The sequence below is a fragment of the Nocardioides pinisoli genome (genome assembly GCF_024199985.1).
GTDB lineage: Bacteria > Actinomycetota > Actinomycetes > Propionibacteriales > Nocardioidaceae > Nocardioides > Nocardioides pinisoli.
This window is the reverse complement of record NZ_JANARS010000001.1, coordinates 737,715-749,884: the sequence shown is the minus strand read 5'-3', so window position 1 is coordinate 749,884 and position 12,170 is coordinate 737,715. Positions and strand designations below refer to the sequence as shown.

The 12,170-nt window shown below is 73.0% G+C and carries 13 protein-coding genes, 3 tRNA genes and 1 pseudogene; 10 read left to right on the top strand and 7 right to left on the bottom strand.

From position 1 onward, the window contains the following. Positions 1-5: 5 nt before the first annotated feature. Positions 6-341 carry a fluoride efflux transporter FluC gene (locus NCI01_RS03585; protein WP_254180089.1) on the top strand — a complete coding sequence of 112 codons (336 nt, stop codon included), beginning with the start codon at positions 6-8 and terminating at the stop codon, positions 339-341. A gap of 30 nt (positions 342-371) precedes the next feature. Here the strand turns inward: NCI01_RS03585 and NCI01_RS03580 are convergent, their stop codons facing one another. The 3 genes from NCI01_RS03580 to NCI01_RS03570 form a co-directional block, all read right to left on the bottom strand. Then, positions 372-725, bottom strand: a complete 354-nt coding sequence (locus NCI01_RS03580) for a metallopeptidase family protein (RefSeq protein WP_191193369.1) — start codon at positions 723-725, stop codon at positions 372-374. A gap of 101 nt (positions 726-826) precedes the next feature. Beyond that, positions 827-903: transfer RNA gene (locus NCI01_RS03575), tRNA-Asp, on the bottom strand. 100 nt (positions 904-1,003) lie between these two features. Next, positions 1,004-1,076: transfer RNA gene (locus NCI01_RS03570), tRNA-Glu, on the bottom strand. Between the two features lie 126 nt (positions 1,077-1,202). Here NCI01_RS03570 and NCI01_RS03565 point away from each other — a divergent pair. From NCI01_RS03565 to NCI01_RS03530, 9 genes and pseudogenes are all read left to right on the top strand, one after another. After that, complete coding sequence (locus NCI01_RS03565; RefSeq protein WP_254180088.1) at positions 1,203-1,592, top strand: response regulator; 390 nt, start codon at positions 1,203-1,205, stop codon at positions 1,590-1,592. Positions 1,593-1,656: 64 nt separating this feature from the next. Further along, positions 1,657-1,779, top strand: a complete 123-nt coding sequence (locus NCI01_RS21995; RefSeq protein ID WP_302181439.1) for a hypothetical protein — start codon at positions 1,657-1,659, stop codon at positions 1,777-1,779. Positions 1,780-1,820: 41 nt separating this feature from the next. After that, positions 1,821-2,933, top strand: a complete 1,113-nt coding sequence (locus NCI01_RS03560; protein WP_254180087.1) for a cytochrome P450 — start codon at positions 1,821-1,823, stop codon at positions 2,931-2,933. Continuing rightward, positions 2,930-4,264, top strand: coding sequence for a sensor histidine kinase (locus NCI01_RS03555; RefSeq protein ID WP_254180086.1), 1,335 nt, complete (start codon positions 2,930-2,932; stop codon positions 4,262-4,264). Before NCI01_RS03560 ends, NCI01_RS03555 begins: the two co-directional genes overlap by 4 nt. A gap of 46 nt (positions 4,265-4,310) precedes the next feature. Next, positions 4,311-4,384: transfer RNA gene (locus NCI01_RS03550), tRNA-Phe, on the top strand. A gap of 105 nt (positions 4,385-4,489) precedes the next feature. Further along, the gene (locus NCI01_RS03545; RefSeq protein ID WP_254180085.1) at positions 4,490-4,738 is read left to right on the top strand and encodes a hypothetical protein; all 249 of its coding nucleotides are present in this window, start codon (positions 4,490-4,492) and stop codon (positions 4,736-4,738) included. Next, positions 4,680-5,264, top strand: a pseudogene (locus NCI01_RS03540) (alpha/beta fold hydrolase); the annotation flags it as partial. The gene NCI01_RS03545 and the pseudogene NCI01_RS03540, both read left to right, overlap by 59 nt. Before the next feature lie 19 nt (positions 5,265-5,283). Then, the gene (locus tag NCI01_RS03535; protein ID WP_254180084.1) at positions 5,284-6,621 is read left to right on the top strand and encodes a hypothetical protein; all 1,338 of its coding nucleotides are present in this window, start codon (positions 5,284-5,286) and stop codon (positions 6,619-6,621) included. Between the two features lie 118 nt (positions 6,622-6,739). Continuing rightward, positions 6,740-7,831, top strand: coding sequence for a Glu/Leu/Phe/Val family dehydrogenase (locus tag NCI01_RS03530; RefSeq protein WP_254180083.1), 1,092 nt, complete (start codon positions 6,740-6,742; stop codon positions 7,829-7,831). Between the two features lie 185 nt (positions 7,832-8,016). Here NCI01_RS03530 and NCI01_RS03525 read toward each other — a convergent pair whose 3' ends face one another. The 4 genes from NCI01_RS03525 to NCI01_RS03510 form a co-directional block, all read right to left on the bottom strand. Beyond that, complete coding sequence (locus NCI01_RS03525; protein ID WP_254180082.1) at positions 8,017-8,205, bottom strand: DUF3073 domain-containing protein; 189 nt, start codon at positions 8,203-8,205, stop codon at positions 8,017-8,019. A 156-nt stretch (positions 8,206-8,361) separates the two neighbouring features. After that, entirely contained in the window at positions 8,362-9,444 is a 1,083-nt protein-coding gene (purM, locus tag NCI01_RS03520; RefSeq protein ID WP_254180081.1) for a phosphoribosylformylglycinamidine cyclo-ligase, read from the bottom strand. Positions 9,445-9,470: 26 nt separating this feature from the next. After that, entirely contained in the window at positions 9,471-11,009 is a 1,539-nt protein-coding gene (purF, locus tag NCI01_RS03515; protein ID WP_254180080.1) for an amidophosphoribosyltransferase, read from the bottom strand. A 120-nt stretch (positions 11,010-11,129) separates the two neighbouring features. Next, positions 11,130-12,170, bottom strand: coding sequence for an NAD(P)H-binding protein (locus tag NCI01_RS03510; protein ID WP_254180079.1), 1,041 nt, complete (start codon positions 12,168-12,170; stop codon positions 11,130-11,132).

Below are 12,170 nucleotides of genomic sequence, written 5' to 3'. Positions count from 1 at the left end.
ACCGGATGAGCACCGTGCTCCTCGTCGCCCTCGGCGCCGCGGTGGGTGCACCGTTGCGCTACGTCGTCGCGCGGCTCGACGGCTACGTGCCGCGGGGGATGCTCGCCGTCAACACGATCGGCTCGGGCCTGTTCGGGCTGTTCGCCGCGCTGTCGCTCGGCGAGGCGGCGTGGGCGCTGCTGGCCACCGGGTTCTGCGGCGCCTTCACGTCCTTCTCCACCTTCGCGGTGCAGGCGGTCGAGCGACCGGGGCGCGCGGGCGCGGGCTACGTCGTCGCGACGACGGTGCTCGCCGTCGGGGCCTGTGCCCTCGGCTGGCTGGTCGGCGCCGGACTGGTCTAGCCGGGTGCTGGCGGGGTGGCGTAGCGCCCGTCAGCCCCAGCCGAGCTCGTGGAGACGCCCGTCGTCGAGCCCGAAGTGGTGGGCGACCTCGTGGACGACGGTGATGCGCACCTCCTCCTCGAGGTCCTCGACGGTGTCGGCCATGTCGAGCAGCGGACCGCGGAAGAGCAGGATCCGGTCCGGCAGCATGCCCGCGTGGTTGGCCGGCCGCTCGGTGAGCGCCAGCCCGTCGTAGAGCCCGAGCAGGTCGGGGTCGTCGGCCGGCGCCTCCGGCTCGACGAGGACCACGACGTTGTCCACGAGCCGGGCGAGGTCGTCGGGAAGTCCGTCGAGGGCTCGCTCCACCATGGCGTCGAACGCGGCGGGGTCGAGGTCGATCGGCATGGCGCCAGCCTAGGAGCGACGACGAAACGGGGACGCCGGAGCGCCCCTGCCTGAAATGACCGGAAGGGTGAGCCTGGTGGCTCACCCTTCCGGTCATGCGTTGGCGACCCCGACGGGACTCGAACCCGCGGCCTCCGCCGTGACAGGGCGGCGCGCTAACCAACTGCGCTACGGGGCCAGGATGCTTCGTGCTCCTCCGGTCGTGCTGGTGAAGCGGGTGGAACTCTAACCCATGCTCTTCGGTGACACCCAATCGGCGTCGACCCCCGGCCGGATCGCACCCCCAACCGGATTCGAACCGGCGCTACCGCCGTGAAAGGGCGGGGTCCTGGGCCGCTAGACGATGGGGGCCAGCTCGTCCGGGACGGACCCGATCGAGCAGCGACCAGCATAGGGGCAGCGGCCGCCGCGCTCCCAACCGCGACGAGTTTTCGCAGACACGCCACGACTTGCCACAGGTTTGACTAATCTTGACTCGTGAGCACTGACCGGCAGCTGCGATTCCTCGTGGTCGACGACAACGAGGACATCCGCGACGTCTTCTGCCGCCTGGTCGAGCGGGCCGGTCACGACGCCTCGACGGCCTACGACGGCCAGGACGCGGTGGAGATCCTCCAGCGCGAGCGCTTCGACGTCATGCTGCTCGACCTGACCATGCCCCGGATGACGGGCGTCGAGGTGGTGCGCTGGCTGCGCGACCGACCCGACGTCGCACCCGAGCTGCGCATCGTCGTCATCTCCGCCTGGGCCGGCGAGAACCGCGCGGTCCTCCAAGAACTCGGCATCACGACAGTCATGCAGAAGCCGCTGCGCATCCAGCAGCTGACCGACCTGATCGCCGAGACCCTGCGCGACCTGGAGCCCTGACCCCGATCCCTGTCTCACCACGGGCGATGGAATCCACGCGCTGGTCCCCCGCACGCCGCCCGGCGTGCACCACCACCCCACCCCACTGGAGAACATCATGATGAACCGCATCCGCACCGCCATCGAGCGCAAGCGCGCCGTCAACCAGATGCCGTACGCGTGGCGTCCGGCGCCCCCGCGCGTCTGAACCACCAGCGGCCCGCCCGCGATCGCGACAGCGTGAGGCAGATGGACCGCGTCGAGTCGGCCGGTGGCCAGCTCGGCGCGGTCCTTTCCGCGCCGCGATCCGGCGCGGCCGCCCTCGCCCCCGGCGGGCCCTGGCTCGCCACCGACCTCGCCCAGGCCAGGCGCGTCCTGGCCGATCCCGAGGCGTTCGACTTCCCCGGCAACGTCAACCGCACCGGAGACCTGTCCGGCAGTCGCGGCGAGACCCGCTCGGGACACACCGTCTTCGCTCCGGTGCCCCCGGACGCTGTGGCGCGCGGCGTCGCGACCTTCGAGCGCGAGTGGACCGCCGCGCTGGCCGACCACCGCCGCACGCGGCCCGACGTGCCATACGATGCCATGTTGTTGCTGCGGCGTCCCGTGGCCCGGTCGACCACGTCGGCCGTCCTTCCGTCCGCCAGCGACGAGACGCGGAACCGTGTGGGCGACCACGTCCTCGCCTGGATCGACGCGCTCGGCCCGGTGATCGCCGCCCACCGGCGCCCGTGGCGGTGGGGGCGCGTCCGGCGCACCGAGCGCGACACGCGCATCGCGCTGGAGGACGTCCTCGAGGAAGCGCTGGACGCAGAGCCGGACGTCGACCTCTCGCCCCAGCAGGCGGCGACCATGCTGGCGGCCGGCATCCAGGTGCCGATCGCCGCCGGAGCGTTCCTGCTCGCGTGGCTGGCCCAGCAGCCCGCCCCCGTCGAGCCGACCAGCGCCGCCTGGGAGACGCTGCGCCTCACTCCCCCGACGTGGCTCACCGCCCGCGTCACGACCCGCGAGGTGGAGCTCGGGGGGACGACGATCCCGCAGGGCCGCGTCGTCTTCGTCAGCCCGCTGCTGCTCGGTCGTCTGTCGGACCTGGTCCCCGGAGGCCCCGGTGGACTGGACCAGTTCGATGCCGGGCGCTGGCAGGACGGAGGACGCCGCCCGGGCGCCTGGCTGCCGTTCGGCGCCGGTCCGCACGCGTGTCCGGGTCGCAACCTCGGCATGGGGATACTCGTCGCCCTCGCGGCATGGGGCGCGAAGCACGAATTGCAGTTGAGCAAGACTGTGCGCATCGACCAGAGTCGAGGCATCTCGCCCACCCCCTGCTGGTTCACCGCTGCGCCCCGATCGGAGCACGACCTGTGACCGAGCCGTCCGTCCTCCAGGACACGTCAGCCCCGGCGGCGTCGTCACCTGCGGCGGTCGAGCTCGCGATGGCCATCACGTCAGGTGAGATGAGCGCCGATTGCGCCATCGACCTGGCGGCCGGTCACCTGCTCACCTACGAACGGGTCGAGGTCGTCGTCTCGGTGCTCACCCGGGTCCGGCCGCAGAACACGCAGTCCTGGAGAGAGCTCGGCGGTCGCGCCTGGATCCGGGAGTGGGGCGCGCCCGACACCACCGTGTCCGTCATTCCGCCGCCCGAGGCCGGCCCGGAGGCCGCACTCAGCATGCCGTGGATGTCGCGGCACGCTCGAACGGGTGAGCTCGTCGTCATCGTCGACCGGGATCGCCTGCCAGCCGAGGCGGACCAGGACCGTTCCGAGCTCGTCCGCACCGGCATCGCCAGCCTCGCCGCGACGGCGTTCACCTCCGCTGGTGCCATGTACGGCAGCCTCACGGCTGTGAGCGGCACCGCCGGCGAATGGCCTGCCCAGCTGGTCGCAGACTTCAGGGTGCTCAATGCCGCGATCATCGCCAACCTCACTCTCGAGCAGTCGCGTCGCTCCCTCGCCGAGGCCCTCGAAGCGGGCGCGGAGGCACAGCTCGCCGCCCAGCAACTGTTCGGCGCGGTGGGGCACGAGCTGCGTACGCCGCTCTCCGCCATCCTGGGCTACACCGAGGGCCTCCTCGACGACGCCGAGCACGGGACCGCCGACGACGTCGCGACCGGCATGAAGCGCGACGGGCCGGTCATCGTCCGGTCGTGCGAGCGGCTGCTCACCATCGTCGACAGCCTGCTCGGCGCCGGTCGCGCCATGTCGGCCGACGACCAGCGCCAGGAGGTCTCGGTGGCCGACGCGGTCGCCGACGTCATGCACTGGCACCGGACTCCCGCCCGCACGGCCGGCGTGGACATGCAGGCCCACGTCGACCCCCGCCTCGCGGCGTGGGGACACCCGTCGGCGATCCGCCAGGTCCTCGCCAACCTGCTGGGCAACGCGATCGTCCACCACCACCCCCACGGTGGGACCGTGCACCTGTTCGCCGAGGAGCTGGTCGGCGAGAGCGCGAAGCCGATGGTGCGCATCATCGTGCGCGACGACGGGCCGGGGCTCGCACCCGAGCAGCTCGCGCACGTCTTCGAGCCGTTCGTGCGGTTCGCGGCGCCCACCACCCAGGGCAGCGGGCTCGGGCTGTCGCTGTCGCGCACCATCGCCGAGCGCGAGGGGGGCGCGGTGCGGGGCGAGTCCACGCCGGGCGTCGGATCGTCGTTCTGGCTCGAGCTCCCCGCCTACCTCCCCCCGCGCGCCTGAGCCGATTCCCGCCTCGCCACCGGGCTCATGTATTCTCGTCCCGCTTGGGCAGGTAGCTCAGTTGGTACGAGCGATCGCCTGAAAAGTGATAGGTCGGCGGTTCGACCCCGCCCCTGCCCACAAGCACAGAAGGGCCCCGGTCACGTCCCGACCGGGGCCCTTCTGCATGCCCGGCCTGGTCTGGTCCGGTCGGACGTTTCGGCCCCCGACGCCTACCGTGGGAGCGTGCCCGAGGTCGAGGAAGGCACCTTCAGCAGCGGCGTGCCCTACCTGAGGACGGGGCACGGGCCGGTGCTCCTCGTCGCCGCCGGGCTCACGGCCGAGCACGCCAACCCCGCAGGCACGACCCGGCGGGCGTCCCTGGCATGGGCGGCGCCGTTCGCCCGCCACTTCACCGTCCACCTCGTCAACCGGCGCCCGGGTGGCCGACCTGGCCGCGGACTACGCCACGGCGATCGAGCAGGACCTCGGTGAGCCGGTCCTCCTCCACGGGACCTCGACCGGCGGTTCGATCGCCCTGCAGCTCGCCGTGGACCGACCCGAGCTCGTACGACGACTCGTGCTCGCCGGGGCGGCCTGCCGGCTCTCGTCCCGGGGCAGGGCGGTGATGGCCGAGGTCGCGCGGCTGACGGCGGCGGGTGACTCGGGCGCCGCGACGGCCACGATCGTGGCCGCGGCGACGCCGCCGCGCCTGCGCCTGCTCACCCGCCCGGCCGGCTGGGTGATGGGGCGGCTCACGACGTCCGACCCGCGCGACATGCTCGTCACCATCGCCGCGGAGGACGAGCTCGACCTGGAGCCGCGGCTGGACCGGGTCACGGCACCGACCCTCGTCCTCGGCGGGACGGCGGACGACTTCTACACCCGCGACCTCTTCGAGCGGACCGCCGCGGGCGTCCCGGACGGACGGGCAGTGGTGTGGGACGGCATGTCGCACGTCGGGGTCGCCGGCGGCAAGATGCCGGCCGCGGTCGGACTGGGCTACCTGCTGGCCGGCTGAGGTCCGGCAGGATGGGCCGGTGCTCCCCCGCCTCGAGGTCGTCCGCCGCCTCCGCCCGGTCGACCTGGTCGCGCCCGGGGCGGTGCAGGTCGAGACCGACACCGGCGGCGAGCTCGCCGTGCCGGTGCTCGCGCCCTACGTCGCAGCGACGACGTCCGAGCTCGACGGCCCGGTGGCGATGCACCTCGGGGACCACCGGATCGCGGCCTCGATCGTCGACGGGTCGGTGTCGCTGGACGTCCCCGGGGCCGGGACCCTCCGCAGCCGCCGCTTCCACAAGGCCGCGGAGCCGACCGGGCTGGGCCTCACCCTGACCGGCACCCACGTGACGGCCTGGAGCCGCGAGGCGGCCGGGTGGGTGGCCCGGGCGCGGCACGACCTCCGGGAGGTCGCCGCCGAGGGCACCGGCCTCCAGGTCGACACCCGCGACGAGGACGCGCTCGCCGGGCTCCGGGTGGAGCTCCCGTCCGGCGGCGGGGTCGCCGGCGGGTTCGGGCAGCTCGGCCTCCGCGACACGCGGTTCGTCACCGGCGAGGACGGCCGTCCGGTGCGCGACGACGGCGCGCTGTGGCTGACGGCGACGTCGGCCGGACCCGGGTTCTTCGACACCGCCCACACCAGCGTGTGGCGCCTCGAGCCCGACTCCCTCGCGCTCAGCCACTCCGCCGACCTGTTCTTCCGCCGGCCCGACCGGGCCGGCGTCTTCGGCGACCACGCGACCCACCTGGTCCGCTCCGGCAGCGGCTGGCTGGTAGCGACCAGCACGTGGGGCGACTTCGAGGCACCGACGACGCGCGCGGGGCGACGTACGCCGGCGGGGTTGCGGGTCACCCTCGCCGAGTCGGGCAGCGACCTGCTGCGTGGCTCGCACGTGCTCGACACGCGCGAGCTCCCGCTGCCCGTCGACGGGCTGGCGTCCATCGCCACCTGGGACCCCCACCTCGTCCGGCGCGACGGCCGGTGGCTGGTCGGCTTCGTGAGCGCGCGGCGGTTCTTCGACTTCCACCCCGCCCTCGCGGCCGGGGAGGCCCTCGACGACCTGCGGCTGCTGGGCGCGGCCACGGACCGCACGTCGACGGAGGGCACGACGCTGGTCGACGTCGACGGGCAGCTGGTGGTCCTCGCCAGCGACGGCCGCGACTCCCGGCGGGGGCAGCGCGCCCGCTTCCCGGCGTACGACCTCACGATGACCGAGACGGGCATCCTGGACGCGCCCTACCCGACCAACCTGCCCTGGCCGACGCTCGCGCAGGTGGACGACGGGTGGCTGATGGTGACCTTCGACGGTCGCGCAGCGGGCGGCAGGCTGCTCGGCTACGGCACCCACGGCGACCTCGTGGTGATGCGGTCGCACTGATGCGGTGAGCGACATCGCGCGGGACTACCCTTGGCGTGACGGCGGTCACCACCCCTCGACCGCGCTGACCAGGCCCGCACACCCCGCGGCCGCACCCACGAGAAAAGGATCCGTGAGCATGTCTGGAGTACCCAATTCCGGCGTCGACGTCTTCGAGCTCGGCAGCGAGCACGAGCAGGTCGTCTTCTGCAACGACCGCGCGACCGGCCTGCGGGCCATCATCGCCATCCACTCCACTGCGCTGGGCCCGGCCCTCGGCGGGACGCGGTTCTACCCCTACGCCAGCACCGACGACGCGATCGTCGACGTCCTCAACCTCTCGCGCGGCATGTCCTACAAGAACGCGCTGGCCGGCCTCGACCTCGGCGGCGGCAAGGCCGTCATCATCGGCGACCCCGCCGAGCTGAAGACCGAGGCCCTGCTCCGCGCCTACGGCCGCTTCGTGCAGTCGCTGGCCGGGCGCTACTTCACCGCGTGCGACGTGGGCACGTTCAGCGAGGACATGGACCACATCGCCCGCGAGTGCGACTTCGTCACCGGCCGCACCGTCGCCCACGGCGGCGCGGGCGACAGCTCGGTGCTCACGGCCTTCGGCACCTTCCAGGGCATGCGCGCCGCCGCCGAGCAGGCGTGGGGCGAGCCCACGCTCGCCGGGCGCACCGTCGGCGTCGCGGGCGTCGGCAAGGTCGGCCGCCACCTCGTGCGCCACCTGATCGAGGACGGCGCCACCGTGGTCGTCACCGACGTGCACGCGCCGTCGGTCGAGGCCATCCGCGAGCAGTTCCCGCAGGTCACGGCCGTCGCCACCACCGAGGAGCTCGTCGCCAGCGAGATCGACGTCTACGCGCCCTGCGCGATGGGCGGCGCGATCAGCGACGACGTGCTCGAGGTGCTGCGCGCCACGATCATCTGCGGCGCCGCCAACAACCAGCTCGCGCACCCCGGCATCGAGAAGAAGATCGAGGAGCGCGGTGTCCTCTACGCGCCCGACTACTGCGTCAACTCCGGCGGCGTGATCCAGGTCGCCGACGAGCTCGAGGGCTTCTCCTTCGAGCGCGCCCAGCAGCGCGCCACCGGGATCTTCGAGACCACCCGCAAGGTGTTCGAGCTCGCCAAGGCCGACGGCGTCACCACGGCCGAGGCCGCCGACCGTCTCGCCGAGCGCCGCATGCGCGAGGTCGGCCGCCTGCGCGGCATCCACCTCGGCTGACGCCGACCGGGCGGTTCCTCGCGCTGGTAGCGCGCCGACCGGGCGGTTCCTCGCGCTGGCAGCGCGAGGAACCGCCCGGTCACTGCGTCTCAGCGGGAGGAGCTGCCCGCTCACCTGATGGCGTCAGGGCGTGCCTGTACGCCGTACCGCCCGGTGACCCGGGCGGCGTGATCAGGTGCGATCAGTCAGTCTGCGCGACGACGTGGGTCGGCATAGTCCGTCCACCCGTCGTCATCGGTATCGACCTCACTCGTGGAGTGAGTGTCTTCTCCGTGCAGCTCCTTCGCCAGCGCGCCGAAGTCCGTCTCGTGAGTCCGGTACTTCAGGTCGCGGGCGACCTTCGTCTGCTTCGCCTTCGCTCGGCCGCGCCCCATAGGGTCGACCCCCTCGCACACTTGGCCGGGGCTGTCGGGGAGCCGCCCGACGCGCCCGGTCTGATCGGTTACATATCGTGGGGACAACGCTACCTGAGCGGTGGGTGTTCCCGCACACCGGAAGCCCGCATTTCGTGCTCGAAGTGGCGAATCTCTTCACCAGCCGGGGTGCTGGCCCTCCAGCAGGACCCGACCGCCGTCGGTGTCGGCCGCGTGCGCCTCACCTGCGACCCAGGCGTGGATGCCGTGCCCGGCCAGGACGGAGATCGCGGTGTCTACCGACTCGGGGGCGGTCAGCGCCACCATGCCGACGCCGCAGTTGAGGGTGGCCTCGAGGTCGGCCTGGGACACCCCGCCCACACGTCGTACGACGTCGAAGACCGGCTGCGGCGTCCACGTGGAGCGGTCGATGACGACCGACAGCTCCTCGGGGAGCACCCGCTCGAGGTTGGCGGCGAGGCCGCCGCCGGTCACGTGGGACATGGCGTGGGTCTCGGTGCGCGCGGCGAGGTCGAGGCAGGCCTTGGCGTAGATGCGGGTGGGCTCGAGCAGCTCCTCGCCCAGCGTGCGGCCGAAGTCGTCGACGTGCCGGTCGACGGTCCAGCCCGCTCCCCCGGCGTCGGTGGAGCCCAGCAGGACGTGGCGCACGAGGGAGTAGCCGTTGGAGTGCAGCCCGCTGGCCTCCATGGCGATGACGACGTCGCCCGGGCGGACGCGCCCCGGGCCGAGGAGCTTGCTGGCCTCGACGACGCCGGTGGTCGCGCCCGCGACGTCGTAGTCGTCGGGGTCGAGCAGTCCCGGGTGCTCGGCGGTCTCGCCGCCGATGAGCGCGCAGCCGGCGACCACGCACGCCTCGGCGATGCCCTTGACGATGGCCGCGATGCGCTCGGGGACGACCCGGCCGCAGGCGATGTAGTCGGTCATGAACAGCGGCTCGGCGCCGCACACGACGAGGTCGTCGACGACCATGCCGACGAGGTCGAAGCCGATGGTGTCGTGGACGTCCATCAGCTGCGCGATGGCGACCTTGGTGCCGACGCCGTCGGTCGAGGTGGCGAGCAGCGGGCGCTCGTAGCGGGTCAACGCGGAGGCGTCGAAGAGGCCCGCGAAGCCGCCGAGCCCGCCGATCATCTCCGGACGGCGGGCCTTCTCGACCCAGCCCTTCATCAGGTCGATCGCGCGGTCGGCCGCCTCGATGGAGACCCCGGCGGCGGCGTAGGCGTTGTCAGCGTCGGACACGTGGCTCCTCGGGTGGCGCGATCAGGTCACGGGTTGTTGAGGACCGGCAGCGCGCGGCCCATCGTCGGCGACTGGAGCGTCGCCTCGAGCAGGTGCTTGCCGAGCAGGCTCTCGTCGGGCAGCTCGATGGGGTACTCCCCGGTGAAGCAGGCCGTGCACAGCCGGTCGGCGGCCTGGCCCGTCGCCTCGACCATCCCCTCCAGCGAGATGTAGCCGAGGCTGTCGGCGCCGACGCTGGCGGCGATCTCCTCCGGCGTGAGGCCGTTGGCGATCAGCTCGGCGCGGGTGGCGAAGTCGATGCCGTAGAAGCACGGCCACTTCACCGGCGGGCTGGAGATCCGCACGTGCACCTCCAGCGCCCCGGCCTCGCGGAGCATCCGCACCTGGGCGCGCTGGGTGTTGCCGCGCACGATCGAGTCGTCGACCACGACGACGCGCTTGCCGCGGATCATGTGCTCAAGGGCGTTGAGCTTGAGCCGGATGCCGAGCTGGCGCAGCGTCTGGCTGGGCTGGATGAACGTGCGGCCGACGTAGGCGTTCTTGACGAACCCCTGGCCGAACGGGATGCCGGACTCGGCGGCGTAGCCGGACGCGGCGGGCGTGCCGGACTCCGGGACCGGCATGACCAGGTCGGCGTCGACGGGGAACTCGCGCGCGAGGCGGCGGCCCATCTCGACGCGCGCCTCGTGGACGTTGCGGCCGCTGATGGTGGCGTCGGGGCGGGCGAGGTAGACGTACTCGAAGACGCAGCCCTTGCGGGCCGGCTCGGCGAAGGTGTGCGAGCGCAGGCCGTTCTCGTCGATGACGATCATCTCGCCGGGCTCGACCTCGCGCACGACGCTGGCGCCGATCGTGGCGAGCGCGGCGTCCTCGCTGGCCACGACCCAGCCGCGGTCGAGGCGGCCGAGGACCAGCGGCCGGATGCCCTGCGGGTCGCGGGCGGCGTAGAGGGTGTGCTCGTTCATCCAGACGAAGCAGAAGGCGCCGCGCAGCTGCGGCAGCACCTCCAGCGCGCGCTGCTCGAGCGTGGTGTCGGGGTGGTGGGCGAGGAGCGCGGTGACGAGGCTGGTGTCGTTGGTCGAGGCCTCGACGCCCTTGATGTCGAGCTCGCCGGCCGCACCGGGCAGCTCGCCGACCATCTCGCGCAGCTCGTGGGTGTTGATCAGGTTGCCGTTGTGGCCCAGCGCGATCGACCCGTCGCCGGTGGGGCGGAAGGTCGGCTGCGCGTTCTGCCAGGTGCTCGCGCCGGTGGTCGAGTAGCGCGAGTGGCCGATGGCGAGGTGGCCCTTGAGCGAGTCGAGCGTCGACTCGTCGAAGACCTGCGAGACCAGGCCCATGTCCTTGTAGACGAGGATCTGCCGCCCGTTGCTGACCGCGATGCCCGCGGACTCCTGGCCGCGGTGCTGCAGCGCGTAGAGCCCGAAGTAGGTCAGCTTGGCGACGTCCTCGCCGGGGGCCCAGACGCCGAAGACGCCGCAGGCGTCCTGCGGGCCCTGGTCCTGGGGGTCGAGCGCCGTGGTGAGGCGGCCGTCGCCGCCCGTACGCCTGCTGCTCTGGTAGGGCACGGCTCGCAGTCTACGGGCGCGCCGCCCGATCGCCGTACTCGCGCCCAGCCACCGGTATCTGAGGACCCGACGGACGTGCCGGGAGCCGATCGACGACCGCCACGTCCTCAGATGTCCCGGTCAGGCACCGGGGAGGAACGCACGCACCCGGTGGAGGGCGAGCCGGGCCGCCGTCCGGCCCACGGCCGGGAGCGGGAGGACGTCGAGGAGCGGGTTGCTGCGCGCCCAGGCGGGGTCGGAGGGCAGCGAGCCCTCGGGGCCGGCGTACATCGGGGTCAGCGACCGCTGGACGGCCTCCTCGAGGTCGAGGAGCGGGCCGCCGGAGCGCGGGACCCACGTGTGGCCGGGACGGCAGACCATGTCGTGGCGCAGCGACTCGATCAGCGCGGTGACGGTGTGGAACGGCGCCGTCGTGGCGAGGGCCGCCCCCAGCCCGACGAGCCCGGTCGGGGCGACCGGCGCCGGCACGCGGAGCCGGGACAGCCCGGCCCCGCCGCCGACAACGCGCATGAGGTCGGGGTAGGCGACGACGTCGGGACCGCCGAGGTCGACCGCGCCGCTCGGGCCGTCGTCGGCGAGCCCGTCGCTGATCGCGCGCAGCACGTCGGAGGCGGCCACCGGCTGGACCGAGCTGTGCATCCACGTCGGCACCGGCTGCACGAGGAAGAGGGTCGCGATCTGGCGGATGATCTCGAACGACGTCGAGCCGGCCCCGACGACGACGCCCGCCCGCAGCGCGACCGCACCGTCGGTGGCGCCGAGCAGGATGCGCTCGACCTCGAGCCGCGAGGCGATGTGGGCGGACAGCTCCGCCTCCGGCACCTGCGGCACGAGGCCGGAGAGGTAGACGAGGCGTCGGACGTCGCTGTCGGCCACGGCGGCCGCGACGGTCTCGGCGGCCACCCGGTCGCGCTCGCTGAAGTCGCTGCGGTCGAGGGAGTGCACCAGGTAGACGACCGCGTCGACGTCGACGACCGCCTGCACCACGGCGGCGGGGTCGGTGACGTCGCACTGGATCGCCCGGACGCGGTCGTCCCAGCCGAAGCGGTCGGGGCGCGGGGGCGACGACGAGGCGGCCACCACGTCGTGGCCGTGCTCGAGCAGGTGGGGCACGAGACGCGAGCCGATGTAGCCGGTGGCGCCGAGAACGAGGACCCGCAT